The organism is Microbacterium alkaliflavum (genome assembly GCF_044325405.1).
In the GTDB taxonomy this organism is placed as follows: domain Bacteria; phylum Actinomycetota; class Actinomycetes; order Actinomycetales; family Microbacteriaceae; genus Microbacterium; species Microbacterium alkaliflavum.
Window position 1 is genome coordinate 119194 of the sequence record NZ_JBIQWL010000005.1, and the last position, 23737, is coordinate 142930.

Annotated in this window: 24 protein-coding genes and 1 pseudogene; 11 read left to right on the forward strand and 14 right to left on the reverse strand. The window is 70.5% G+C overall.

Translation table 11 applies throughout. The features are described from left to right. Nucleotides 1-2 precede the first annotated feature (2 nt). From ACH3VR_RS14805 to ACH3VR_RS14815, 3 genes and pseudogenes are all read left to right on the forward strand, one after another. The gene (locus ACH3VR_RS14805; RefSeq protein WP_397557088.1) at nt 3-932 is read left to right on the forward strand and encodes an aldose 1-epimerase family protein; all 930 of its coding nucleotides are present in this window, start codon (nt 3-5) and stop codon (nt 930-932) included. Between the two features lie 88 nt (nt 933-1020). Continuing rightward, nucleotides 1021-2136 carry a DUF998 domain-containing protein gene (locus ACH3VR_RS14810; RefSeq protein ID WP_397557089.1) on the forward strand — a complete coding sequence of 372 codons (1116 nt, stop codon included), beginning with the start codon at nt 1021-1023 and terminating at the stop codon, nt 2134-2136. Between the two features lie 332 nt (nt 2137-2468). Beyond that, nucleotides 2469-2936, forward strand: a pseudogene (locus ACH3VR_RS14815) (hypothetical protein); the annotation flags it as partial. A 181-nt stretch (nt 2937-3117) separates the two neighbouring features. On the opposite strand, the gene ACH3VR_RS14820 reads toward ACH3VR_RS14815, so the two are convergent. From ACH3VR_RS14820 to ACH3VR_RS14840, 5 genes are all read right to left on the reverse strand, one after another. Further along, on the reverse strand, nt 3118-6351 hold the full coding sequence (locus tag ACH3VR_RS14820) for an efflux RND transporter permease subunit (RefSeq protein ID WP_397557090.1): 3234 nt from the start codon (nt 6349-6351) through the stop codon (nt 3118-3120). Between the two features lie 159 nt (nt 6352-6510). Beyond that, nucleotides 6511-6903: a fluoride efflux transporter FluC gene (locus ACH3VR_RS14825; RefSeq protein WP_397557091.1), complete on the reverse strand. Its 393-nt coding sequence runs from the start codon at nt 6901-6903 to the stop codon at nt 6511-6513. Further along, on the reverse strand, nt 6900-7331 hold the full coding sequence (locus tag ACH3VR_RS14830) for a fluoride efflux transporter FluC (protein ID WP_397557092.1): 432 nt from the start codon (nt 7329-7331) through the stop codon (nt 6900-6902). The genes ACH3VR_RS14825 and ACH3VR_RS14830 overlap by 4 nt, the downstream gene beginning before the upstream one ends. Before the next feature lie 81 nt (nt 7332-7412). Next, nucleotides 7413-8375: a DNA topoisomerase IB gene (locus ACH3VR_RS14835; protein ID WP_397557093.1), complete on the reverse strand. Its 963-nt coding sequence runs from the start codon at nt 8373-8375 to the stop codon at nt 7413-7415. Between the two features lie 13 nt (nt 8376-8388). Continuing rightward, nucleotides 8389-8658 carry a DUF7218 family protein gene (locus ACH3VR_RS14840; RefSeq protein ID WP_397557094.1) on the reverse strand — a complete coding sequence of 90 codons (270 nt, stop codon included), beginning with the start codon at nt 8656-8658 and terminating at the stop codon, nt 8389-8391. Between the two features lie 249 nt (nt 8659-8907). On the opposite strand from ACH3VR_RS14840, the gene ACH3VR_RS14845 reads away from it, so the two are divergent. After that, nucleotides 8908-9075 carry a hypothetical protein gene (locus tag ACH3VR_RS14845; protein WP_397557095.1) on the forward strand — a complete coding sequence of 56 codons (168 nt, stop codon included), beginning with the start codon at nt 8908-8910 and terminating at the stop codon, nt 9073-9075. 106 nt (nt 9076-9181) lie between these two features. On the opposite strand, the gene ACH3VR_RS14850 is transcribed toward ACH3VR_RS14845, so the two are convergent. Next, nucleotides 9182-9940 (reverse strand): MerR family transcriptional regulator, encoded by a 759-nt coding sequence (locus ACH3VR_RS14850; protein WP_397557096.1) that lies wholly within the window; start codon nt 9938-9940, stop codon nt 9182-9184. 164 nt (nt 9941-10104) lie between these two features. On the opposite strand from ACH3VR_RS14850, the gene ACH3VR_RS14855 reads away from it, so the two are divergent. Both ACH3VR_RS14855 and ACH3VR_RS14860 read left to right on the forward strand, forming a co-directional pair. Then, nucleotides 10105-10977, forward strand: coding sequence for a DUF4097 family beta strand repeat-containing protein (locus ACH3VR_RS14855; RefSeq protein WP_397557097.1), 873 nt, complete (start codon nt 10105-10107; stop codon nt 10975-10977). Beyond that, nucleotides 10977-11600, forward strand: coding sequence for a PadR family transcriptional regulator (locus ACH3VR_RS14860; RefSeq protein WP_397557098.1), 624 nt, complete (start codon nt 10977-10979; stop codon nt 11598-11600). The genes ACH3VR_RS14855 and ACH3VR_RS14860 overlap by 1 nt, the downstream gene beginning before the upstream one ends. A gap of 41 nt (nt 11601-11641) precedes the next feature. Here the strand turns inward: ACH3VR_RS14860 and ACH3VR_RS14865 are convergent, their stop codons facing one another. Further along, the gene (locus tag ACH3VR_RS14865) at nt 11642-12181 is read right to left on the reverse strand and encodes a universal stress protein (RefSeq protein WP_397557099.1); all 540 of its coding nucleotides are present in this window, start codon (nt 12179-12181) and stop codon (nt 11642-11644) included. A gap of 166 nt (nt 12182-12347) precedes the next feature. On the opposite strand from ACH3VR_RS14865, the gene ACH3VR_RS14870 reads away from it, so the two are divergent. After that, a complete protein-coding gene (locus ACH3VR_RS14870; RefSeq protein WP_397557100.1) occupies nt 12348-12524 on the forward strand; it encodes a DUF3073 domain-containing protein in 177 nt (58 codons plus the stop codon). 32 nt (nt 12525-12556) lie between these two features. Here ACH3VR_RS14870 and ACH3VR_RS14875 read toward each other — a convergent pair whose 3' ends face one another. Then, a complete protein-coding gene (locus ACH3VR_RS14875; protein WP_397557101.1) occupies nt 12557-13327 on the reverse strand; it encodes an IclR family transcriptional regulator in 771 nt (256 codons plus the stop codon). Between the two features lie 106 nt (nt 13328-13433). Between ACH3VR_RS14875 and ACH3VR_RS14880 the strand changes: the two genes are divergently transcribed. Beyond that, nucleotides 13434-14000, forward strand: coding sequence for a DJ-1/PfpI family protein (locus ACH3VR_RS14880; protein ID WP_397557102.1), 567 nt, complete (start codon nt 13434-13436; stop codon nt 13998-14000). A gap of 44 nt (nt 14001-14044) precedes the next feature. On the opposite strand, the gene ACH3VR_RS14885 is transcribed toward ACH3VR_RS14880, so the two are convergent. From ACH3VR_RS14885 to purM, 3 genes are read right to left on the reverse strand one after another with little or no spacing between them, the layout of a single operon-like run. Beyond that, on the reverse strand, nt 14045-15283 hold the full coding sequence (locus tag ACH3VR_RS14885) for an MFS transporter (protein ID WP_397557251.1): 1239 nt from the start codon (nt 15281-15283) through the stop codon (nt 14045-14047). Next, complete coding sequence (gene purF, locus ACH3VR_RS14890; RefSeq protein WP_397557103.1) at nt 15277-16737, reverse strand: amidophosphoribosyltransferase; 1461 nt, start codon at nt 16735-16737, stop codon at nt 15277-15279. Before purF ends, ACH3VR_RS14885 begins: the two co-directional genes overlap by 7 nt. 6 nt (nt 16738-16743) lie before the next feature. Then, nucleotides 16744-17871, reverse strand: a complete 1128-nt coding sequence (gene purM / locus ACH3VR_RS14895; RefSeq protein ID WP_397557252.1) for a phosphoribosylformylglycinamidine cyclo-ligase — start codon at nt 17869-17871, stop codon at nt 16744-16746. Between the two features lie 207 nt (nt 17872-18078). On the opposite strand from purM, the gene ACH3VR_RS14900 reads away from it, so the two are divergent. Then, entirely contained in the window at nt 18079-18690 is a 612-nt protein-coding gene (locus ACH3VR_RS14900) for a zinc-binding alcohol dehydrogenase (protein ID WP_397557104.1), read from the forward strand. An 11-nt stretch (nt 18691-18701) separates the two neighbouring features. Here the strand turns inward: ACH3VR_RS14900 and ACH3VR_RS14905 are convergent, their stop codons facing one another. From ACH3VR_RS14905 to ACH3VR_RS14915, 3 genes are read right to left on the reverse strand one after another with little or no spacing between them, the layout of a single operon-like run. Further along, nucleotides 18702-19058, reverse strand: coding sequence for a potassium transporter Trk (locus tag ACH3VR_RS14905; protein ID WP_397557105.1), 357 nt, complete (start codon nt 19056-19058; stop codon nt 18702-18704). Between the two features lie 7 nt (nt 19059-19065). Further along, entirely contained in the window at nt 19066-19539 is a 474-nt protein-coding gene (locus tag ACH3VR_RS14910) for a hypothetical protein (RefSeq protein ID WP_397557106.1), read from the reverse strand. Between the two features lie 42 nt (nt 19540-19581). Then, nucleotides 19582-19950 carry a sterol carrier family protein gene (locus ACH3VR_RS14915; RefSeq protein ID WP_397557107.1) on the reverse strand — a complete coding sequence of 123 codons (369 nt, stop codon included), beginning with the start codon at nt 19948-19950 and terminating at the stop codon, nt 19582-19584. 56 nt (nt 19951-20006) lie between these two features. Here ACH3VR_RS14915 and purD point away from each other — a divergent pair, with 56 nt between their 5' ends. Then, nucleotides 20007-21308 carry a phosphoribosylamine--glycine ligase gene (gene purD / locus ACH3VR_RS14920; RefSeq protein WP_397557108.1) on the forward strand — a complete coding sequence of 434 codons (1302 nt, stop codon included), beginning with the start codon at nt 20007-20009 and terminating at the stop codon, nt 21306-21308. Nucleotides 21309-21362: 54 nt separating this feature from the next. Continuing rightward, nucleotides 21363-23729, forward strand: a complete 2367-nt coding sequence (locus ACH3VR_RS14925; RefSeq protein ID WP_397557109.1) for a CHAT domain-containing protein — start codon at nt 21363-21365, stop codon at nt 23727-23729. The last annotated feature ends 8 nt before the right edge of the window (nt 23730-23737 follow it).

Consider the following 23737-nt stretch of genomic DNA (forward strand, 5'->3'; position numbering starts at 1 on the left):
CGATGACCGCGACCCACCCTCCGACCGGCGAGCAGTTCACCCTGCGCTCACCCGACGGCCGCACGACCGCCGACATCGCGCAGGTCGGCGCCGCGCTGCGCGGGTTCGCGGTCGACGGCCTGGACCTCGTGCCGCGCTATCCGCTGGACAGTGCGACCCCGGCGGGATCGGGCATCGTCCTGGTCCCCTGGCCCAACCGCGTGCGGGCGGGCACCTGGACGCAGCGCGGCGAGACGCGCCGGCTCGCGATCACCGAGCCTGCGACGGGCAATGCGTCGCACGGCCTCCTCCGCTTCGCGTCCTACACGGCCACGACCCGGAGCGAAGGCGCTCTCACTCTCTCCGCCCCCGTCGTGCCGCAGACCGGCTACCCCTTCCACCTGGGCACGAGCGTGACCTACACCGTCGGCGACAACACCCTCGAGGTGGTCCACGCCGTGACCAACCTCGGCACCGACGAGGCGCCCGTCGCCGTCGGCACGCACCCGTACCTCTGCATCGGCGACGTCGACACCGCCGACCTCGTGCTGACCTCGCCCGGCTCGACCCGGTTCGTGCTCGACGACCGCAAGATCCCCGTCGCCGAGGAGGGGGTGGATGCCGCGACCGACCTCCGCGCCGGGCGCCGCATCGGCGAGCTGAGCCTCGACACGGCGTACGGCGACCTGGCGCGCGACGACGACGGCGTCGTGCGCACGACGCTCACGGCACCCGACGGGCGCACACTCACCCTCTGGCAGGGCGAGGGCTTCGACTTCGTGCAGGTCTTCACGACCGACCGCTACCCCGGTCAGGCGGTCGCCGTCGCGGTCGAGCCCATGACGGCACCCGCCGACACCTTCAACTCGGGTCAGGGCCTGAAGTGGCTCGCGCCCGATGAGGCGTGGGAGCTGCGCTGGGGCATCGAATTCGCCCCCGCGGCACGCGGCTGAACCCTGCCTGATCCGTTTCGGGTGAGGCTCGAGGAGACCATCCCGGGCGGATGAGCCCGTGGCATCCGCGCGTGCTTACACTGTGCGCATGCCCGATCCTGTCGCGACCGCCGACGGCCCTCTCCTCTCACCCGCGGCCACCCCCGCGCCGAGCCTCCGCGTCGTCAACGAGGGCCTCACGGCGGGTGTCGCGGCGGGTGCCCTCGGCGCGGTCCTCGGTCTTGTCGTGACCTTCATCTGGCCAGATCTGCCGCTGTCCGGTCCACTGTCGTTCGGCGAGATCTCCGCCGTCATCGCCGGCGCGGTCTCGGCCGCCGCGACGGGCACGGGCTACTGGCGGTCGCGTCATTCGGCCGGTCAGGAGTGGCGGCTCACCCTGGCGCGATGGAAGTTCACGGTCAACGCGATCTCGGTCGTCGTCGTGCACACGATCCTCGCGATCCTCGCGACGATCGCCCTCTATTTCGTCCTCAGCCAGGCATTCATCGGACTGACGATGATCCCGTTCTGGGCCGCTGTGCTCATGGCGGTGAACCTCGGCCTGACAGCCCACTTCAGCTATGTCTCGGCGTCGCGCATGACGACGCAGCGCATGTCGTCCCTGCTCATGGCGTTCATCCTGATCGGCGCGCTCACCTCGATGGTGACGACGTCCGACGCCGACTGGTGGCACCTGCACTTCAGCAACCTCGGCACCTTCGACGACCTGTCCAGCGCGATCTTCAACGGCACCCTCATCGCGGGCGGCCTGCTCGTGACGACCTTCGCCGTGTACGTCGGCAACGACATGCGCGCCCTCGTCGACCGCGGAATCCTGAGAAATCCGAGGAGTCCGCGCACCGTCTCGACGATCTTCGTCGTGATGGGCATCATGCTCGCCTTCGTCGGGATCGTGCCGGTCGACGTCAACCTCGTCGTGCACAACCTGTCCGCAACGGGCATGGCTCTGGTGTTCGTCGGGCTGCTCATCGCCACGCCGCGGGTCTTCCGCGGGATGCCGCGCACGTTCTTCGTCACGAGCTGGGGTTTCTTCGTGGCGATCATCGCGTCGATCGTGCTGTTCGTCGTGCAGTACTTCGGGCTGACGGCGTTCGAGATCATCGTGTTCGTGCTGATCTTCGCGTGGATCTCGGTCTTCATCCGGTTCCTCGGGGTCGCGGCGCAGGCTCCGGCGGGGCGCGCGGCACACGTCGTCGCCGCCTGACCTCCTCGCGAGCCGAGTGACCGCCACTCCGCTCGTGGAGACCCCTATATACAGCATGCCCAGGCCTGGGGGGATACGGTATGGGGGACGCTTCGGCGTCCTTTCCAGGCGAAGTGGTCGCTCGTGGTGATAGGGAGACCTCCCCGGCCCGAGCGTTTCCAAGTGCCTGACTTGGGGGTGTGTTGGTGACTTCGGTGGTCGATGCGTACGCGAGACGTCCGATAGGGACGTTCGTCGTGCCCCGACGAACGGGCGCGACAGAGCGCGCCGCGGGCCTGCAGCGGGGGCGGGTCGATGCTCAGCATCTCGCGGTGACCTCAGTCGTGATCCTCGTGATCGGCACAGCTCTCGCGGCGGCGACGACGAGCGACCATGAGTGGTGGAAGCTCCATTTCAGCGAGCTCGGCACGCACCGCGACTTCTCGGGGACTGCCTTCAACACGGGCTCGATGTCGGCGGGCTTCATGCTCATCGTCTTCGCGAACCGCGTGCGGCAGGAGCTCGCCGCGATCCACCATGAGGTCGCGACCGCCGTGCACGCGCGCACCCACGTCGCGCGCCTGCTCGTGGCCCTCATCGCCTCATTCGGCATGCATCTCGCACTCGTCGGCCTCATACCGCTCAACGTCAACACCGCCCTGCACGAACGCGGGGCCTCGGGAACGATGCTGTCGTTCGTCGGGATCCTCGCCATCATGATCGCGAGCCCGTGGACGCCGAAGGTTCTCAGGTTCACCTCCGCCGGCATCGCCGTCGTTCTCGTGCCCGCGATCGTGGTCTTCGCCGTCGGCGCCATAACCCTCGCCCTGCTCGAGATCGTGGGCTTCGCGCTCATCTTCGTGTGGCTCGTCACGTTCAGCACGACGCTGCGCCGGGCCGGGCGCCGCGATCACACTGACGCCGAGCGGCACACCGTCGCCCGGCGCCCGCGCGTCAAGACGACGCACTCGGAGCGCGTGTTGCGCGCGCGCGCGGGGCGGATCAGTCCTTCTCGCGGCGCGAGCGGCGCGACTGCTGCACGGGTGCGGCGGGCGTCAGCGTCGCGCCGGCCAACGCAGGCTCCCGCCCCGCACCACGCGGTTCGATGGGCTCGTCGCCACCGTCCAGACCTGAGGGCGCAGCATCCGGTCCGCCCGATCTCCGTGCCTCGCGGCGCTCACGGGCCCCTTCCACGAGGTTGTACAGCGTCGGGAGAACGAGCAGCGTCAGCACTGTCGACGAGATGAGGCCGCCGATCACGACGATCGCCAGCGGCTGGGAGATGAACCCACCGTGACCGGTGATGCCCAGAGCCATCGGAGTCAGCGCGAAGATCGTCGCGAGCGCCGTCATGAGGATGGGGCGAAGACGGCGTGAGCCGCCCGCGACCGTCGCCTCGAGCGAGGTCAGCCCCTTCTCGCGGTACTGGTTGACGAGATCGACGAGGACGATGGCGTTCGTGACGACGATGCCGATGAGCATGAGCACGCCGATGAGGGACGCCACGCCGAGCGGCACGCCCGTGATGATCTGCAGCAGGATCGCGCCCGTCGCCGCGAACGGCACCGAGACCAGGAGCAGCAGCGGCTGGCGCAGCGACTTGAAGGTCGCCACCATGACGATGTAGACGATCAGGATCGCGGCGAGCAGGGCGAGGCCCAGCTGCGAGAACGCGTCCTGCTGCTGCGTCACGACGCCTCCGAGCGTGGCATCGGCTCCCGTCGGGAGGTCGACGTCGGCGAGCGCCGTGTTCACGGAGGCGGACGCCGCCGCGAGGTCGTCGGTCGACGGCGTCACTGTGACGGTCGACGTGCGCTGGCCGCGCTGCGTTGTGATCGAGGTCGGCCCCTGCGACTCCTCGACCGTCGCGATCTGCTCGAGCGCAACGGGTCCCGCGACCGACGGGATCGTGAGCTGCTTCAGCTGTTCGATCGTCGTCGGGGGGTTCGGCACGGCGAGGTACACGGTGAGGGCGGAATCCTCGATCTCGACCGTGCCGATCGCGCGAGGCTGCATCGTGTTCGACACGAGGGCGCCGACCGTGACCTCCGAGAGGCCGAGCTGCGCCGCCTTGTCCCGGTCGACGGTCACGGCGACGTACGGGAGGGATGCCGCGAGGTTGCTCGTGACCTGGCCCACGCCCTCTGCCCCCGAGACGCCGTCGACGACGGCATCCGTCGCCTGCTGCAGCGTCTTCTGATCGGGTGCCGTGACGTCGATCTCGATGTCGCTCGAGCCGAATCCGCCGCCGCCCGACGAGACGGTGACCTCGCCGACGTCGTCGAGGTCGGCCACCGCCGCCTGGACGTCTTCGCGCACCGCGACCTGGTCGGCGCCGGGGTCGGTCGTGATGGAGTACGTGATCCCGCCGCCTCCGCCCGTGAAGGCGTCGCGCAGCGCCGAGCCGCTCGATCCGATCGAGGTCTGCACCGTCTTGATGCCGTCGACCGAGAGGATCGCCTCCTCGACCTGCTGCGCGGCCGCGTCCTGCGCGTCCAGGCTCGCGGCGGGCCCGACGTCCTGCGTCACGGTGAACGTGTTCTGGCCGGAATCGCCGAGGAAGTTCGTCTTCATGAGGGGCGCCGCCGCGATCGTGCCGATGAGCACGAGCACCGCGAGGCCGAGCGTCACCCACGAATGCCGCAGCGTCCAGCGCAGCACGGGCAGGTACGCCTTCTGCAGACGCGTCGGCGGCGCATCGGGGGCTTCGGGGTCGATCTCGCGTCCCGCCGGGTCGAGCAGCGGCTTGCCGGGCTTGAGGAACCAGTACGCGAGCACCGGCACGATCGTCAGCGCGACCAGGAGCGACGCCGACATCGCGATCGTGACGGTGAGGGCGAACGGCCGGAAGAGCTCGCCGGTCACGTCGCCGACGAACGCGATCGGCAGGAAGACGGCGACCGTCGTGATCGTCGACGCGGTGATGGCAGACGCGACCTCGCGCACGGCGCGCAGGATCGACGGCAGCTTCTCGGCGTCGCCGACGTAGTGCCGCTTGATGTTCTCGATGACGACGATGGCGTCGTCGACGACGCGTCCGATCGCGATCGTGAGCGCGCCGAGGGTCAGGATGTTGAGCGAGTAGCCGAACGCCTGGATGCCGATGAAGGTGATGAGCACGCTCGTCGGGATCGAGATCGCCGTCACAAGGGTGGCCCGCACCGACATCAGGAAGATCAGGATCACGATGACGGCGAAGAAGAGGCCGAGCAGGCCCTCCTGGGCGAGGGAGTCGATGGACTGCTGGATGTAGGGCGCCTGATCGAAGACGACCGTGAAGGTCGCGTCGTCGCCGATCGCATCCTGCAGGTCGGGGATCGCCGCCGTGACGGCCTTCGACACCTCCACGGTGTTGGCCGAAGGCAGCTTCGTGACGGCGATCGTGAGCGCCGGCTCGCCGTTGACGCGCGAGATCGATGCGACGGGGTCCTGCTCCTCGGCGACCGCGGCGACATCGGCGATCGTCACGAGACCCGCGGCCGCCTGGGCCGGTGTCGACGGGGTGAGCGGCAGCTGCCCGATCTCGTCGGACGACGTGATCTTCGCGCCGGTCTGCACGGTGAGCGTCTGGTCACCCTCCGTCACGGTGCCGCCGGGGAACAGCACGCCGTTCTGCGCCAGCGCGTCGCTGATCGCCTGCTGCGTGTACCCGGCGGCCGCGAGGGCCGCCGCATCCGGTGTGATCGTCACCCGCTGACCGCGCCCGCCGACCACCTGCGCAGAGCTCACGCCGTCGATGTCCTCGAGATCGGGGATGACGGATGCCTCGAGCTGGGACTGGATGGTCGCCTCGTCGTCGTAGCCCGTGACGGCGAGCTGGATGACGGGCAGGTCGTCGATCGAGAACGAGACGACGTTCGGCTCGACCGTCGTGGGCAGGTCGCTCTTGATGCGGTTGATCGCCTGCAGGATCTTCTGCTCGGCGATCACGAGATCCGTGCCGTAGGTGAACGACGCCTGCACGATGGAGGCGTTCGTCGAGCTCGTCGCCGTGGTGGATTCCAGACCGGGAATACCCTGGATCGCACTCTCGATCGGCGTCGAGACGTCGTTGCTGACCACCTCGGGCGACGCGCCGGGGTACGTCGTCACGATCGACAGCTGGGGGAACTCGATCGAGGGGATGAGCTCCTGCTTGAGGTTCACGAGCGCGAGCCCGCCGAACACGGCGACGACGATCGTGATGAGCGCGATGAGCGCCCGGTTCTTCAGGCTCAGGACGGCGAGGTTCGACACGGGGGCCTTCGCTGGGTGCGGGGATGATCTGCCGGATGCTTCGGCTCCGCGTCGCTCGTCACGACGGATGACACGGCCGATACGCGGGTGTATCGAGCCTCAGTATCGCACGGCCGGGAGCGCATCCCGGCCTCGCCCGGGGCGGTCTCGCCGCTCCGTTCAGGCGGGGATCCACCCCGCGATGAGGCGTCCCAGCCCGATGCCCAGCGCCGCCCCGAACGCGCAGATCCCGAGCGTGCCGAGGAGGTTCGTCCAGGCCCAGTCGCGGCGGTGGCGCTGCCCGAGCAGCACCGTTTCGGTCGAGACGGTGCTGAAGGTCGTGTACCCGCCGAGCAGGCCGACGCCGAGCGTCGTGACCCATTCCCCGCCGATCGCGGGGGCGAGGCCCGTGAGGAGACCCAGCGCGAACGAGCCCGTCGCATTGACGACGAGGATGCCGAGCGGAAACGCGCCGCGCCGCCCGCGCATGACGAGCACGTCGACGAGGTATCGCAGTCCGGCGCCGAGCCCGCCCGCCCCGGCCGTGGTCAGCAGCAGCGTCCACGAGGTCATTCCGCCGCCTCGGGGGGCTCGACCTCGCCCGGCACGTCCATGATCGTGCGCCCTACGCGCAGGCCCGCCGCAGCCGCGAGCACACCCGCGAAGATCGAGACGGCGGCCAGCAGCACGCCCACGACCGGCGCCTGGCCGGTGAGCTGAACGACCTGCACGGAGAAGGCGCTGTAGGTCGTGAAGCCGCCGAGGATGCCCGTGCCGAGGAACGCCCGCAGCCGAGGTCTCCGGTCGTCGAGCCAGCCGACGACGATGCCCAGCAGCAGCGACCCGACGACGTTGACGCCCAGCGTCACGAGAGGCACGAGGAGCTGATCGGGCAGGCCCGCGAGCGGCACGACGATCAGGGCGCGCAGTGCGACCCCGATCGCCCCGCCGACGACGACCACGAGGAAGACCACCGGTGAGAACGCCGGGCGCCGCGCCATGACGCCACTGTAGAGACAGGCCGCGCCCCACCCCCGCTCCCGCGCCGACCGGTGCGCGGACCGGGATCCTCGCCCGATCGCTCAGGGCAGGATCAGCCGCCGGATCGCGGATTCGCCCGAGACGCCGAGGTCGAGGAGCCGTCCCTTCTCGTACGCCGTGAACACGCGAGGGTCGATGTAGCTCGATCGGGCGACGGCAGGCGTGTTGCCCAGCGCCTCGGCGGTCGTGCGCACCGCCAGCAGCTCGGCGCGCTTGCGGTCGCGCTGCGTGTCGACCGTGCCGATGCGGGCGAGCGCCTCGGCCGCCAGGATCGTGCCGCGGAGCGTGCGGAAATCCTTCGCCGTGAATCGGCCGCCCGTCAGCTCCCGCACGTGATCGTTGACCTCGGAGGGGGTCAGGGCGACCCTCCGTGGGCCCCGCCGATAGGCGAGCAGGTGGGCCCGGGGCTTGCCGGCGACGAGCTCCTGCACGACGGCTGCGAGATCCGGGTCGTGGAGCTCGATGTACGCCCGCTTTCCACTCTTGGCGGGAAACGACAGCGTGACGACGGATGCCTCGACCGAGGCATCCCGTCTCTGCAGCGTCGTGAGCCCTCGGCTCCCGTGCCGCTCGAGGTAGCGCGCGGATCCGATGCGCGGCGCGCCCTCGTCGAGCAGCCGGAACGACGTCGCGAGCACACGATCGCGATCGAGGCCTTCGGCACGCAACGCCGTCGTGACGCGACGCCGCGCCGACGGCAGCGCATCGGCGAGCTCGAGCGCCCGCGCGAACTTGCCGCGGTCGCGGCGCTCGCGCCACTGCGGGTGGTACAGGTACTGTCGACGGCCGGCGTCGTCGGTGCCGACCGCCTGGATGTGGCCCAGCGGGTCTGCCGAGATCCACACGTCGTCCCACGCGGGCGGGATGACCAGGCGGTGGATCCGCTCGCGATCGTCGTCGCCCGCCGGCGACCCGTCGGGGGCCAGATAGCGGAACCCGGAGCCCGCGCGCACACGACGCAGGCCCGGATCGTCCGCCGGGCTCACCCGCACGAGTCTCGCCACTCCGCGAGGCCGCTCAGTGGTGGCGGAGCATGTCGATGAGCTCGGATTTGCGCTTGCCCGAGTAGCCGGAGAGCCCCAGCTCCTTCGCCCGCTTGCGCAGTCGGTCGACCGTCCAGTCGTCGTAGTCGCCCGAGGTGCCGCCCCGGCTGCCGACCTTCTTGCGGCCGTCCCGCGCCGCGGCGTTCGAGACGCGTGCGGCCTTCTCCTTCGAGGCTCCGTCCTTGCGGAGCTCCTCGTAGAGCTCGGGGTCCTTCAGGCTGTTCGAGCCGCGTCCTGCGGGCATGACGTCCTCCTCACGGCGTGTTCGGCGTGGTTCGACGCTAGAACCACGGGGGCTCCGCGACGGGGGGATTGACACCGGATGCCGCGCCGATTAGGCCGAGGCGAGCGATCCGGGGTCGCGCGGGTAGCACCGCGAATCGAAGGCCGTCAAGCCCCTCCCTCGCGTCCGGGCCGGGTGTCACGGTGGTCCCATGCCTACCCCGGCATCCGCTTCCCGAAAGCGGCGTTCTACTCAGAAGGAGCCACCGCCATGAACCTCGCCCTGATCATCATCATCGTCATCGCGATCATTCTGGCGATCGTCGGCGGACTGAACTCTGCTCTCAGCTGGCTGCTGTGGGTCGCGATCATCGTCGGCGTCATCGCCCTGATCGTCTTCCTCTTCCGTCTCATCACCGGCAGCCGCGGTCGCGTGTAGCGAGACTCCCCAAAGGTGGCCCTCGCGCTTCGGGCGCGCGAGGGCCACACCTGTGCGAGGCCGCCCGGAAGGACCCGGGGGGCTCCTTCCGGGCGGCGTCGCACGTTCACAGGTTCGCGTCGGCGTAGACGCGCAGCGCGTCCCGGACGAACTCGGCGCCGGACTGGCCTCCGTAGTTCTTCGCGAACCGCGGGTCGGCGACGTACATCTCGCCGAGGCCCGTCACATAGCCCTTGACGTCGCCGCCGGGCTTCTCCGCCGGAGTGCCGGGGATGCCGGTGAGCCACGCGACGTGCCGCGCCGCGAGCTCCTGCGCCTCGGCGCTGTCCGGCGCGACGCCCGACTCGGCCGCGGCGGTCCAGTCGCGACCGAGGTCTTCGGTGCGCGCCTGCCACGCCGCCTTCTCGTCGGCGCTCATCCCGCGCCACCAGGCGTCGGAGCGCGCGTACGCGTCCTTGCCCCAGCGCTCCTCGACCTCGTCCTTGTACTGCGTGTGGTCGAAGCCGTCGAACATCTTCTCTGCCATGAGTCGTTCACCTCCTCTCAGTGCTCGAATGGTGGACTCGACCGACGCGACCTGACGCTCGAGCCGGTCCTGCTCCTGGCGCAGCCACGCGAGATGGCCTTCCAGGGCGCTGGATTCGGAGGTCGGCCGCGCGAGCACGTCGGCGATCTGCGGCAGGCCGAGACCGAGTTCGCGCAGCAGCAGGATGCGCTGCAGGCGCACGAGCGCCGCCGCGTCGTACTGGCGATATCCGTTTCGGCCGACGCTCGTCGGGCTCAGCAGTCCGATGTCGTCGTAGTGCCGCAGCGTGCGGCTCGTCGTGCCGGCGAGCTTCGCGATCTGCTGGATCGACCACTCCATGGCATCCCTCCTCCCTCTTCGGTGACCACGCTAAAGCTTGACGTTGCGTCAAGGTCAAGCGAAGTTCTGTGGATTGCTTGACAGACACGCGATATATCGTGTTAGTCTCGATACACGCGATATATCGCGACTAAACCTCGCAGTGGATCAGCAAGGAGAGCACCATGACCCTCGAGAAGTGGATCATCCACCCCGGTGAGACCCGCGTCATCGACATCGAAGACGTGCGCAAGCTCAAAGTCGGCCTCGTCGGCGGGCAGATCGACGTCGTCGCGCACGACGAGCCGGGCGTCCGCATCGAAGTGCACGCCGTCACCGTGAAAGACCTCCGGATCGAGGCGACCGGCGATGTCGTCGAGATCGACCACCCGCAGCTGCGCTGGGACAACTTCCTCGAGGTGTTCCGCAACTTCGGCGCCGGCGGCCCCAAGGCGGAGATCAGCGTCGCGGTCCCCCGCGAACTCGCGCTGAACCTCGGCGTCGTCTCGGCGAGCGCACTCGTCTCGGGCCTGCGCAGCGACGTCAAGCTCAACACCGTGTCGGGCGACATCATGGCCGACGGCCTCACGGGCGACGTCTCGGTCAACGCGGTCTCGGGCGACGTGCAGATCCGCGAGCTCACCGGCACGCTCAACGCCAACAGCGTCTCGGGCGACGTCGCGGCGACGGGCGCCCTGCGCAAGGCGACGATCGACACGGTCAGCGGCGCGGTGCTCGTCGACTCGCGCGGCGAGGTGCATTCGGTCAACCTCAACACCGTGAGCGGCGCGACGACGATCCGCCTCGACGACGGACTGCCCGCCAACTACGCGATGCGCAGCGTCAGCGGCCGCGTCCAGGTCGACGGCGTCGTGCGCTCGGGTCAGGGCGGCCTCACGACCAACTACGTCGGCTCGATCGGCGAGCTGAGCGGCACCTTCGTCGACGTGCGGGTCAACTCCGTCTCGGGCGACATCACGGTGCTGCGCCGTTCCCCCGTGACGGCGCCCGACGACGGCGCGCCGCAGGCCGACGCCCCGGCCGAGGGAGGCTGGTGATGCCCCCCGTCTTCTCGCACGGCGACCTGCGCCTGTACCTGCTGAACCTGCTCGACGAGGGCCCGCGGCACGGCTACGACATCATGCAGGCCCTCTCCGACCGCACCGGCGGCACCTACACTCCGAGCGCCGGCACGATCTACCCGCGCCTCGCCAAGCTCGAGGAGGAGGGACTCGTCACCAAGAGCGTCGACGGCCGCAAGACCGTCTACGCGATCACTCCGGCCGGGCACGCCGAGGTCGAGTCACGGTCCGGTGAGCTCGAGGGCATCGAGGCGGGCCTCGCGGACTCCGTCCGGCTCATTGCCGACGAAGTGCGCGGCAGCATGCGCGAAGCGATGAAGAGCCTGCGCGCCGACCTCGCCGCCGCCGCCCAGGACGAGCGCGGCACGACGAAGACGGCGACGGATGCTCCGCCCTACCCGTACGACGACGCGCGAGCCGCGAGCCGCGAGCAGCTGCACCGCGCCGAGGCGCTCGTGGCGGAGTTCCGCGGACGCATCCGCGGCGACCTGCGCGCACACGTCGCGCGGGGCGGCCAGCTGGCCGACTCGATCGTCGACGAGCTCGAGACGGCGCTCGACTCGGCGGGCCGCGCACTCAGCCGCGCGCTGCGCGGCTGACACCCCCGGATGGCCCCGGGCTCATCGCGAGTCCGGGGCCGTCAGGCCGGCCAGATCTCTTCGTCGTCGGGCACGGGCTCGCCGAGCGGCACCACGAGCACGGGCCGGTGCTGGCGATGGGCGAGCCGCGCCGCGACCGAGCCGGTGAAGAACTCCCGGATCGACTCGCCGATGCCGCGCCTGCGCGTGCCCACGACGATCAGCCGTGCATCGACGTCGTCGGCGAGATGCTTGATCGCGAGAGCCGGGTCGCCGACGAGCTGCTTGGCGCTCCATGCGAGCCCCACGGCGTCGAGCACCGCGGCAGCCTCGCTCTTGACGACGGCCAGGTCGGCTTCGCCGCCCGCGACGTTGATGTCGATCGGCGCGGAGTGCACGTAGCCGTCGGGGTCTTCGTAGGTCACGAACCGGGTGACATCGACGTTGACGACGAGCAGATGCGCGCCGAGAAGCTTCGCGTACCGGGCGGCCTCTTTGAGGACACGTACCGGCTCACCGGGAACGAGCCCCACGATGACGGCCCCGCGGGCCGCGGATGCGGCATCCCCCTCGTTCGCAACCTCGGATGCCTCGTCCGTCATCGGTCCATCGCCCTTTCTGCATATGGGTGTGGAGCCGCCGGTGCTCCGAAGCTCCGTGTTATTCTGAATGCTACTCTTACCGGCCTTGTAGCCGGATTGCGATTGCCCGGGCCACGCAGCGGAATGCCCGCGCAGCGCCCGGATCTCAGAAATGAGGGGGTCCCGCATGGGCCGTGGCCGTCAGAAGGCGAAGCACACCAAGATCGCCCGTGAACTGAAGTCTTACAGCCCGAGCGTCAACTACTCGGCGCTCGAGCGCGAGCTCGGCCACCACAGCGAAGACGAGTACGTCGACAAGTGGGCCGACAAGTACACGGACGAGTACGAAGACGAGAAGGCCTGACGCCGCCCGACTCTTCCCGCCTGGATCGACGTTCAGGCGCCGAGACTGCTCGCCACGTGCCAGGCGCCGCGTCGGACGATCTTCTCGAGTTCGTGCGCGCGTGACGCGAAGTCGTCCGCCGTCGTCGACAGCGACACCGCCCCGACCGTGCGGCCGCTGCGCGACTTGACGGGCGCCGCGATGCACGCGAGCTTCGGCATGTACTCCTCGACCTCGACGGCGATCTGCAGCGCCCGCACCTCGTCGAGCTGATCGAGCAGGGCCCGCTCGCCCGTGACCGAGCGCTGCGTGACGGCGGATGCCCCGCGCCGCTGGAGGTAGCGGCGCACCTCGTCGTCGTCGAGGGCGGCGAGCATGAGCTTTCCGAAGGCCGTGACATGCGCTGCATCCGCGAACCCGACGTGCAGCTGTCCGATCCGCGGATGCGCGGGAGAGTCCGCGACGTGGGCGACCGCGATGTCGTCGCCGCGGAAGACGGTGAGGTAGGCGGGCGCATGCGCGGCGTCGCGCATGGCTGCCAGGATGTCGCGGACGGCCGCCGTGGAGACGAGCTGCGATCGCACGGCACGACCGAGTCCGTCGACTGCACGGCCGAGCATGTAGCGCGACTCGGCGCCGCGTACGAGATAGTCGTGCTGCTGCAGGGTCGACAGGAGACGGTACGTCGTCGCGGTCGACAGCTCGAGCCGCATCGCGAGCTCTGCCGCGGAGAGGCCGTCGGGCGTGCCGCCGATCTCGTCGAGGATGCGCAGCACGCGGTCCGCGGAGCGGATGCCCGCGGCGTCGCGGGGGGAGGAGCCCATGCCGAGAGTGTACGTCGGCACGGGTTTCGCACATCGTGAGAACCGGGCTTTCCCGGCGCACCGGGTCGCGTCGAGGCTGAGGGCTGATTCCAGAGAGGAAGCCCCCATGTCAGACAAGATCCTCATCCTCACCGGCGACGCCGCCGAGACCCTCGAGGTGTTCTACCCCTACCACCGGCTTCAGGAGGCGGGCTACGAGGTGCACATCGGAGCCCCCGTCAAGCGGAAGCTGCAGTTCGTCGTCCACGACTTCGTCGACGGCTTCGGCACGTACACCGAGAAGCCGGGGCACGCGTGGGACGCCGACATCGCGTTCGCCGACGTCGACCCCGCCGACTACGTCGCGATCGTCGTGCCCGGAGGACGCGCGCCGGAGTACATCCGCAACGACGAGGACGCCAAGCGGATCGTGCGGCACTTCTTCGAATCGAACGAGCCGGTCGCGGCGACCTGCCACGGCCCGCTCCTCCTCGCGGCGGCGGGTGTGCTCGCGGGGCGCACGTCCTCGGCCTATCCGGAGCTCGCGATCGACGTGGAGACCGCGGGCGGAGTTTTCGAGAACGGCGGCGCCGTCGTCGACGGCAACCTCGTGACGGCGCGTGCCTGGCCGGACAACGGAACGTGGATGAAGGCCTTCATCGAGGTGCTGGAGGGTGCGCGCGTCACCGCGTGAGCGCCCTGGGACCGCCCGCGGGGTGCCCTCGCCGGCCGGGCGTCTCACGCCCATGAGCCGTGACGCCGCTCCCACTCGTCCTCGACGGTGTGCGGTCGTGCAGCGACGACCCCTGCGGGGATCGCTGCCGCGACGACGGCCGCGAGGAGCCACAGCGACGACGTCCAACCGCCCGACCCCGCGTGGAGCAGGCCGACCGTCAGCGGGAAGACCGCGGTGATCGCATAGCCGACGCTCTGCACGAAGCCGCTGAGCGCGATCGTCGCATCGTGCGTGCGCGTGCGCAGCCCGAGCATGACCAGCACGAGCGGGAAGAGCAGCGGTGCGATGCCGAGCAGCGCCACCCACAGCCAGGGCGCGGCGGCGGGGGCGAACAGCAGGCCCGCGATCGAGACGAACCCCGCCGCGACCGCGACGGCGTAGAGCGAGCGGACGATGCGGAAGCGGGCGACGAGCACGGGCACGAGGAGGGACGCGGGCAGACCCATGCCCGCGAACAGCGAGAGCAGGGCTCCTGCGGTGGCCGGATCCACACCGGCGATGTCGACGAGGATCGTGGGAAGCCAGGCGAACGACGTGTACGCGATGATCCCCGACACGGCGAACGAAGCCATGAGCGCCCACGCGAGCGGCAGCCGCCACATCCTCCGGAAGACATCCGGGCGCGGCTCGTCGTCATCGTCCGCCTCCGAGCGGGCCGCCGACCGCGCGCGCACCGTGAGTCCGATCCACGGGATGAGCGCGACGCCGGCGAACACCGCCCAGAGCGCGAGCGATGTGCGCCAGCCGGCGGCATCCGAGATCGGCACCGCCACGAGCGGCGGCAGGAACGTGGCGACGGCCATGGTCGTGGAGAACACCGCCGTCATGAGCCCGACCCGGTCGGGGAAGTACTTCTTCACGAGCGGCGGCAGCAGCACGTTGCCGGTGCCCACGGCGGCGAAGATGAGCGCCGTCGAGCCGAGCAGCGTGAGACCGTCGACCGCGAGACCGCGCGCGACCATGCCGATCGTCGCGACGGCGAGCGCGATGACGACGAGCCGCTCGAGTCCCAGTCGACGCTCGAACTGAGGCGTCAGCACGCCGAAGATCGCGAAGCACACCGGCGGCGCCGTGCCGATGAGCCCGACGACCCACTCCGGCACGGGGAAGTCCTGCGCCACATGGTCGAGGACGGGCGAGAGGGATGCCACGGCCGACCGCAGCGAGAACGCCAGCAGGACGATGCCGACGAGCGCGAGGGTCCTCCCGTGCCACAGCGGCCGGGAGTCGGGGGTCACGATTCCTGCGAGCCCTCGACCCAGGCCAGGTACTCCTCCGACACCGTGCCGGTGACGTACCGGCCGTCGAAGCAGCTCATGTCGAGGTCGTCGAGGTCGGTGCCCTCGAGGATCGCGGCCTTGAGGTCTTCGACCTCCTGGTAGACGACGAAGTCGGCGCCGAGCTCCTCGGCGATCTCCGGGATCGTGCGGCCGTGCGCGACGAGCTCGTGGCGCGACGGCATGTTGATGCCGTAGACGTGCGGGTACCGGACGGGCGGAGCGGCCGACGCGAACGTCACGCTCTTGGCCCCGGCATCCCGCGCCATCTGGATGATCTCCTTCGACGTCGTGCCGCGCACGATCGAGTCGTCGATGAGGAGCACGTTCTTGCCCTTGAACTCGGTCGACATCGCGTTGAGCTTCTGGCGCACGCTCTTCTTGCGCACCGCCTGGCCGGGCATGATGAACGTCCGGCCGATGTAGCGGTTCTTGTAGAAGCCCTCGCGGTACTCGATGCCGAGCTTGCGCGCGACCTGCATCGCGGCGGGCCGCGACGAGTCGGGGATCGGCATGACGACGTCGATCGCACCCTTGGGCGTGTACTTCGCGATCGTGTCGGCAAGCCGCTCGCCCATGCGCAGGCGCGCCTCGTACACCGAGATGCCGTTCATGACCGAGTCGGGTCGGGCGAGGTAGACGTACTCGAACGAGCAGGGCGCGAGGATCGGGTCGGTCGCGCACTGCTTCGTGTGCAGGTGCCCGTCGAGGTCGATGAAGACGGCCTCGCCCGGGTCGACGTCGCGGACGACCTCGAAGCCGCCGTTCTCGAGCACGAGCGACTCGGAGGCGACGATCCACTCGTAGCCGCCCTCGTCGGCGGGGCGCGTCCCGATGATGAGGGGGCGGATGCCGAACGGATCGCGGAAGGCGAGCAGGCCGTAGCCGGCGAGCAGTGCGATGGCGGCGTAGGAGCCCTCCACGCGCTCGTGCACGCGCGAGACGGCGTCGAACACCTGGTCCGGGTCGAGGCGCAGCCCCGTGATCGATGACTGCAGCTCGTTGGCGAGCACGTTGACCAGCAGCTCGGTGTCGGAGCTCGTGTTGAGGTGCCGGCGGTCCTTGTTGAAGAGCTCGTCGGTGAGCTCCCGCGTGTTGGTGAGGTTGCCGTTGTGCACGAGGACGATGCCGTACGGCGCGTTGACGTAGAAGGGCTGCGCCTCTTCCTCGCTCGAGGCCGTGCCCTTCGTCGCGTAGCGCACGTGACCGAGGCCGATGTCGCCGAGGAGCGAGCGCATGTCGCGCGTGCGGAACGCCTCGCGCACCTGGCCGCGCTGCTTGGTCATGTGGAAGACGCCGTTGCGCTCCGCCGTCGCGATGCCCGTGGAATCCTGCCCGCGGTGCTGCAGGAGGAGGAGGGCGTCGTAGATCTCCTGGTTGACGGACCCCTGGCCCACCATCCCGACGATTCCGCACATGGGGTGTTACTTCGCTCCGTCTTGATAGGTGCCGACGAGGCGCACGGCCCCGCCGTCGACGCCCTTGGCGCCCTGTTCGAACTCGCCGTCGGGCAGCGTGCCGTCGTGGACGACGCCGACCTGCCAGGTCGCCAGGCCCGCTCGAGAGAGAGCGGATGCCGCGGCCTCGGCCTTGTCGGCGGCGACGACCGCGAGGAAGCCGATGCCGAGGTTCCACGTGCCCTCGGTCTGCTCGAGGCTGAGCGACCCGAGGTCGGCGAGCACCCGGAAGACCGGGGAGGGCGACCAGGTGGAGCGGTCGACCTCGACCCACGTGCCCTTCGGCAGCACGCGCGCGAGGTTCGCGGCGATGCCGCCGCCCGTCACGTGGCTGAGCGCGTGCACGGCGTCGTCGGTGTCGGCGACGAGGCGCAGGAGCGGCGCGGTGTACAGGCGCGTGGGCTCGAGCAGCGTCTCGCCCCAGGTCGCGCCGAAGTCGGGCGCGTTGTCGCCGTACTGGATGCCCGCTCCCGCGACGATGTGCCGCACGAGGGAGTAGCCGTTGGAGTGCAGGCCGCTCGAGGCGAGCGCGAGCACGACATCCCCCGCCCGCACGCGGTCGGCGCCCAGGATGCGGTCCGCTTCGACGACGCCCGTCGCGGCGCCCGCGACGTCGTAGTCGTTCTGCCCGAGCAGGCCGGGGTGCTCCGCCGTCTCGCCTCCGACGAGGGCCGTGCCGGTCTCGGCGCAGCCGGCCGCGATGCCGCGCACGATGTCTGCGATGCGGTTCGGGAAGACCTTGCCGCACGCGATGTAGTCGGTCATGAAGAGGGGCTTGGCCCCCACGACGACGATGTCGTCGACGACCATGCCCACGAGGTCGAGGCCGATCGTGTCGTGCTTGTCGATCGCCTGGGCGATCGCGACCTTCGTGCCGACGCCGTCGGTGCTCGTCGCGAGCAGCGGACGGCGGTAGTCGTGCAGGAACGACGCGTCGTAGAGGCCGGCGAAGCCTCCGACGCCGCCGAGCACTTCGGGTCCGTGCGTGCGGCGCACGGCGGACTTCATGAGCTCGACCGCGAGGTCACCCGCGGCGGTGTCGACGCCGGCGGCGGTGTACGGGTTTGCGGAGGAGTCGGCGGGGGCGCCCGTCACGGGCGCATCGTCGGTGGGAGATGCCACCCGACAAGCCTACCGGCGGCCCGCCTGGGCAGATGCCGCGTGACGCCTCGCTCCCGATCGCTGAGACTCCACCGGACTGCCGAGCACGCGGGTGGCACCCACGCTCTCGGCGGTCGGGTGGAGGCTCACGGACTGGTCACGGCGGGGCGCGATGTCGGGGGTGAGAATTAGAATGGCGGCATGGGCGGCGCAGGGGCTCCGGAGTGGGTGATTCGCGAGGACGCGAGTCAGCAGGTGCTTCTCGCCCTCTATCTGCGCCAGGTGCTCGGCATCCGCTCGCCCGACGAGCTTCCGCAGCTGCGCGGCATCCCTCCGCGGCTCAACGCCCGCGACGACGACGCGCAGGCCCGCCTCGAGCGCCAGTGGCGCGAGTACTGGGCGATGACGGTCGAGCCGCAGGCGCACCCGTCACCCGTGCCGCTCGATCTCGTCGACGGCTTCGACACGCTCGTCGCGCTGCCGCTGGAGGGCTGCGACGATCTGCGCGCCGCCATGATCCCGTATGCGGGCGAGGCGCTCGCCTATTCGCAGTCTGCCAAGGAGCGCTACCGCAAGGAGGCGGCGGCGAAGCCGGGCGTCTCGTACCGCGCGTACGCGAGCGCGATCGCCGAGCACGAGCGCCAGGTCGGTCGCCGTGCCCACTCGTTCGAGCTCAACGTCCAGGTGCTGCCGCTCGCACAGCGGGGCGTCTGGTGGATCGGCTCGCTCACGATCGCCGTGACCGACGGACTGCGCGGCGATGTCGCGGCCTTCGACGCCGCGATCCACCCGATCATCGCCGAGCTGGCCTGATCTGCGTCCGGCTACTCGGCTTCGGGGTCGGATCCCTGGACGGTCTCACGGTCGACCGTGACCTCGCGGGTGCGGCGGCCGACGGTGCGGTCGAGGATGAGCGCCAAGATCGCGAACACGGCGACGCCGATCGTGACGCAGATGAGGGCCATGAAGCCGAAGACCTGGCCCGACGAGTAGACGAGACCCGTATTGGCGCTCTGCGCGTTCGTGCCGTCGAACGCGAACGTGAGGATCAGGGCGGTGAGCAGACCGAGGCCCGCGCCCACGACGAGGAAGACCGAGAACCTGGGGGCGCGACGCACCCGCACCCGCTCGGTGCGCCTCCCGGCAGCGGGCGTCGTCGGAGGGGTGCGCGGTTCGGACATACCTCAATCATCCCTCAGGCTGTCGAGCCGGCGGTTCGTCGGGGTCCTCGCCGCGATCCGCGTCGGCGCGACGCACCCAGGGCTGCACCTCGTCCGTCATCGGCGACACGAGGTCGTCGACGATGACCGTCTGGTGCTCCGTGATGACGGCTCGGGTGCGCCGTCCGAGCACGCGATCGATCACGATGACCGCCGTCGCGGCCAGCAGGAGCGCGAGCGCGACCCAGACGACCGCGAGGACTCCGAAGATCCACACGACCCCCGACAGCTGCGACGAGAACGGATCGGCGCTCGTCGCGACCACGGTTGACGCCGCCGTGTGGATCGCGGCGACGACGAGCCCCGCGATCACGCTGAAGAAGAGGATGCGCCCGTACCGCGGCGCGCGGCGCACGGCGCCGGTCTCCCACTCCTCGTCGACGACGTGCTCGTTCTCCGGCGGGTCGTCCCCGTCGTATGCGGTGATGGGCTCGCGTCCCATGCTTCCATTGTCCGCCCGTCGAGCGGCCGTGGGGCGGCGGCGTCAGGGACGCAGAGGCAGGAGCGCCGACAGATCGGCGCGCACCCCCGAAGCGCTGATGCGGCCGGCGGCCGCGGCATCCCCCCACTGCTCGGCACCCGTCGCGAGCGCGATCCAGGTGGAGGGATCGGTCTCGACGACATTGGGCGGGGTCCCTCGTGTGTGCCGCGGACCCTCGACGGCCTGCACGGCGCCGAACGGCGGCACGCGCACCTCGACCGAGTTGCCCGGCGCCTTCTCGGCCAGCAGCTGCAGCAGGTATCGCACGGCCGTCGCGTGATCCGTGCGCGCGGGGCGAGTGGATGCCTCCTCCGCGGCGCGCACGGCGGCAAGCGCCGCGCGCCCCTCCGAGACCCCGATCTTCTTCGCCACACCTCCACGCTACGCGGGGCCGCAGACGCGGGGGCGGCGCTCGGTAGGCTTGTCCGGTGCGAATCCTGGTCCTCGGCTCCGGTGCTCGCGAGCACGCCATCATCCTCTCCCTGCGATCGGAGGAGTCAGGGCACGAGGTGTTCGCGGCGCCCGGCAACGCCGGCATCGCGCAGGACGCGACGATCGTCGACCTCGACGCGAACAACCCCTCCGCCGTCACCGACTACGCGAACGAGGAGGCGATCGACCTCGTCGTGATCGGCCCCGAGGCCCCCCTCGTGGCAGGCGTCGCCGATGCGCTGCGCGAGCGGGGCATCCCCGTCTTCGGCCCCGGCAAGGCGGCCGCACAGCTCGAGGGGTCCAAGGCGTTCGCGAAGCGGATCATGGATGCCGCAGGCGTGCCCACCGGCCGCGCGCTGCGCGCCCACTCCCGCGCCGAGGTCGAGGCCGCGCTCGACGAGCTGGGCGCTCCGCACGTCGTGAAGGCCGACGGGCTCGCGGCCGGCAAGGGCGTCATCGTCACGACCGACCGAGAGGCGGCCCTCGCGCACGCCGACGCGTACCTGGGCTCCGGGCCCGTGCTCGTCGAGGAGTTCCTCGCCGGCCCCGAGGTGTCGCTCTTCTTCCTCAGCGACGGCGACCATGTGCTGCCGCTCAGCCCCGCGCAGGACTTCAAGCGCCTCCGCGACGGCGACGAGGGGCCGAACACGGGCGGCATGGGCGCCTATTCACCCCTGCCCTGGCTCGGTGAGCGCTTCGACGCTCGCGGCGTCGAGGGCGAGGCATCCGATCCGGAGCAGGCCTTCGTCGACTACGTGACCCGCGAGATCGCCGAGCCCGTCATCCGCGAGCTGGATTCCGAGGGCACGCCCTTCATCGGCCTGCTCTACGCGGGGCTCATCCTGACGGAACAGGGCGTCAAGGTCATCGAGTTCAACGCCCGCTTCGGCGACCCCGAGACGCAGGTCGTGCTGCCGCGACTGGTCGACCCGCTCTCCGAGCTGCTGCTCGCCGCCGCGTCGGGCAACCTCGAGGACTTCCCCCGTCCCGCTTTCGCCGACGCGGCCGCCGTCACAGTCGTGCTCGCGTCGGAGGGCTACCCGGAGTCGCCCGTCACGGGGCGCCCCCTCACGGGACTGGATGCCGCGACCGCTGTCGACGGTGTGCACCTCGCGCACGCCGCCACGGCGCTCTCGCCCGAGGCGCTCGTCGCGACGGGCGGTCGCGTGCTCAACGTCGTCGCATTGGGCACGACGTTCGCCGAGGCGCGCGATCGGGCCTACCGCGCCCTCGCCGAGATCTCGCTCGAAGGCGGCCAGTACCGCACCGACATCGCGGCCCGCGTCACCGAGTCCTGACCTTCACCCTGTGCAGCACCGCATCGGCGGTGCCATCATCGGTGTGGGGCGGCAATGGACACGGTCATCGAGGTGGAGATAGGTGCCGGCACGACCGAGGGCACCTACGTCGTGCACGTCCTCAGGTCGCTCGCCGGCGGCGAGCCCACCGCCACGGTGACCCTCGACATCGCCGACGTGCTCGATGATCTGCCGCAGATCGAGGCGTCGATCCTCGCCTCGTCGGTCGCGGCGAGGCGCGTCATGTCGACGCGGGAGTCGGCGGTGCAGGCCATCGGCGTGCGACTGTTCGACACCATCTTCACGGGGCGCGTCGCCGAGGCGTACCGCGCCAGCTCCGCCGTCGCCACCGAACGCGGCCTCTCGCCCCAGCTGACGCTGAGACTCACCTCGCCGGAGCTCGCCGCCTTGCCGTGGGAGGCCCTCTACGACAGTCAGGCCGGGCGCTATGTGAGCCGCAAGGAGCCGCTCGTGCGGCGGGTCTCCTCCCCGTACGGGTCGCGCTCGTCGGCGATCCCGGCGCCCTTGCGCATCCTCGGGATGGTGTCCTCGCCGAAGGGTCTGCAGCTGCTCGACGTCGAGGCGGAGAAGGAGCGGCTCGAATCCGCTCTGGCCGATCACATCGCGGACGGGCGTGTCGAACTCGTCTGGCTGGAGAACGCGTCGTGGAGCGGGCTGCACGGCAAGCTTCTGAGCGAGCCGTGGCACGTCGTGCACTTCATCGGCCACGGCGGCTACGACGAGGAATCGGACGAAGGCCTCATCGCCCTGGTGGGGCGCGACGGGCGCGCCGACTTCGTCTCCGCGAGCAGCCTGGCCGACCTCCTCAACGAGGCGGGGAGCGTGCCGCGACTCGTCGTGCTCAACTCCTGCCAATCGGGGGCGACGGGAACGTCCGACCTGTTCGCCGGCACGGCCGCGACTCTCGTGCACAGCGGCATCAACGCCGTCGTCGCGATGCAGTTCGCCGTGAGCGACTACGCCGCCCTCGCCTTCGCACGGAGCTTCTACCTGGCGCTCGCGAGCGGGCGGCGCATAGACGAGGCCGTGCGAAGCGGCCGCATCGGCATCCTCGGCATCACGCGCGACACCCTCGAATGGATCACGCCCGTCGTGTACATCGCCGGCGATGACACGCGCCTCATCGACCCCTCCGCGGTCCGGCACCAGCCGGCGGCCGCGACCGCCGATGCCGCGACTCCGGCTGATGAGGGCGAGGGCGCCCCCTCGGTAGTCCTGCCGGGGCTCACCGCGGCCTCCGCCGTCACGCACGCCCCATCGGCCGAGTTCCCGCCTGCCCGCGGAGAGAACGAGGTCGCTGCCGACGCCGCAGGCTTCGGACCGGCCGCGGGCGACGCCGAGGCTCAGCCGGCGGCGTTCGGCCCGACGTCACCACCCTTTGAGGCGACGCCCGGACCCGATGCGGGCCAGACCGGACCCGCCACGCACGAATCCGATGCGGCCGAGTCGGGACCCGCCACGCACGAAACCGATGCGGCCGAGTCGGAGCCCGCCACGCACGAAACCGATGCGGCCGAGTCGGAGCCCGCCGCAGCGGACCCCGTGCCCGTGATCACCGAGCCGCGGCCGGTCACGCCCGGGCCTGTCACGCCTGGGCCGGTCACGCCCGGGCCGGTCACGGCCGAGCCCCCAGCCCGGCCCGGGCCCGTGGCCTTGGAGCACGCGGTCGACCCCGTCAGGACACCCGCCGGCACCCGCATCGGCACCGAGGACGCGGCATCCATTCACTCCGCCGAGATCCCCGCCGTGCCGGTCCCGGTCGCCGCGGATCCCCTCGCCTTCCTCGGATCGGGAACGCCGACGCCGCCGATCCCTCCGAAGTCGCCGGAAGCCGAGAGGCCGCGTCGCCGCGTGCTGCTCGTCTCCGCGATCGTCGTCGGGGTGCTCGTGATCGCCGGAGCCGCCTGGGGTGCGTGGACCCTGTGGGGCGGTACGGGTGTCTCGCCGACATCGGAATCCCGTGGCCAGGAGACGAGCAGCAGCACCCCCGCGCCGCCACCGCCCGCGACGCCGACGGTCATGGCTCCCGTCGAGGTCCAGGTGCTCGCCGCGACCCAGTGGACCGCGACGGGCGTTCAGTGCGAAGTGGGCGACACGGTGACGATCGACGCCGCAGGCACCATCCTCCACGAGCCCAACCCGAACTCGACGGTCTCGCCGGACGGTCTCGCCGACCCCTGGTATCACCAGTTCAACGTCGAGGGACTCCCCGACTCGCCCACCGCGGGGCTCATCGGCAGCGTCGAGCAGCAGCAGCCGTTCGTCTTCGTGGGATCGCATCTCGACTACGCCTGCCCGAGCAACGGCGAGTTCTACCTCGGGGTCAACGATCGCGGTCTCGAGGGCAACAGCGGATGGTGGACCGCGACGGTCACCCGGACCGACAACCCCACGCAGTGACGGAGGAG

Excerpts from the sequence above, each read along its gene's own strand:
- ACH3VR_RS14805 (WP_397557088.1), top strand. The coding sequence starts at position 3 with ATGACCGCGACCCACCCTCCGACCGGCGAGCAGTTCACCCTGCGCTCA.
- ACH3VR_RS14810 (WP_397557089.1), top strand. The coding sequence starts at position 1,021 with ATGCCCGATCCTGTCGCGACCGCCGACGGCCCTCTCCTCTCACCCGCG.
- ACH3VR_RS14825 (WP_397557091.1), bottom strand. The coding sequence starts at position 6,903 with ATGACCTCGTGGACGCTGCTGCTGACCACGGCCGGGGCGGGCGGGCTC.
- ACH3VR_RS14830 (WP_397557092.1), bottom strand. The coding sequence starts at position 7,331 with ATGGCGCGGCGCCCGGCGTTCTCACCGGTGGTCTTCCTCGTGGTCGTC.
- ACH3VR_RS14840 (WP_397557094.1), bottom strand. The coding sequence starts at position 8,658 with ATGCCCGCAGGACGCGGCTCGAACAGCCTGAAGGACCCCGAGCTCTAC.
- ACH3VR_RS14845 (WP_397557095.1), top strand. The coding sequence starts at position 8,908 with ATGAACCTCGCCCTGATCATCATCATCGTCATCGCGATCATTCTGGCG.
- ACH3VR_RS14850 (WP_397557096.1), bottom strand. The coding sequence starts at position 9,940 with ATGGAGTGGTCGATCCAGCAGATCGCGAAGCTCGCCGGCACGACGAGC.
- ACH3VR_RS14855 (WP_397557097.1), top strand. The coding sequence starts at position 10,105 with ATGACCCTCGAGAAGTGGATCATCCACCCCGGTGAGACCCGCGTCATC.
- ACH3VR_RS14860 (WP_397557098.1), top strand. The coding sequence starts at position 10,977 with ATGCCCCCCGTCTTCTCGCACGGCGACCTGCGCCTGTACCTGCTGAAC.
- ACH3VR_RS14865 (WP_397557099.1), bottom strand. The coding sequence starts at position 12,181 with ATGACGGACGAGGCATCCGAGGTTGCGAACGAGGGGGATGCCGCATCC.
- ACH3VR_RS14870 (WP_397557100.1), top strand. The coding sequence starts at position 12,348 with ATGGGCCGTGGCCGTCAGAAGGCGAAGCACACCAAGATCGCCCGTGAA.
- ACH3VR_RS14875 (WP_397557101.1), bottom strand. The coding sequence starts at position 13,327 with ATGGGCTCCTCCCCCCGCGACGCCGCGGGCATCCGCTCCGCGGACCGC.
- ACH3VR_RS14880 (WP_397557102.1), top strand. The coding sequence starts at position 13,434 with ATGTCAGACAAGATCCTCATCCTCACCGGCGACGCCGCCGAGACCCTC.
- purF (WP_397557103.1), bottom strand. The coding sequence starts at position 16,737 with ATGTGCGGAATCGTCGGGATGGTGGGCCAGGGGTCCGTCAACCAGGAG.
- ACH3VR_RS14900 (WP_397557104.1), top strand. The coding sequence starts at position 18,079 with ATGGGCGGCGCAGGGGCTCCGGAGTGGGTGATTCGCGAGGACGCGAGT.
- ACH3VR_RS14905 (WP_397557105.1), bottom strand. The coding sequence starts at position 19,058 with ATGTCCGAACCGCGCACCCCTCCGACGACGCCCGCTGCCGGGAGGCGC.
- ACH3VR_RS14910 (WP_397557106.1), bottom strand. The coding sequence starts at position 19,539 with ATGGGACGCGAGCCCATCACCGCATACGACGGGGACGACCCGCCGGAG.
- ACH3VR_RS14925 (WP_397557109.1), top strand. The coding sequence starts at position 21,363 with ATGGACACGGTCATCGAGGTGGAGATAGGTGCCGGCACGACCGAGGGC.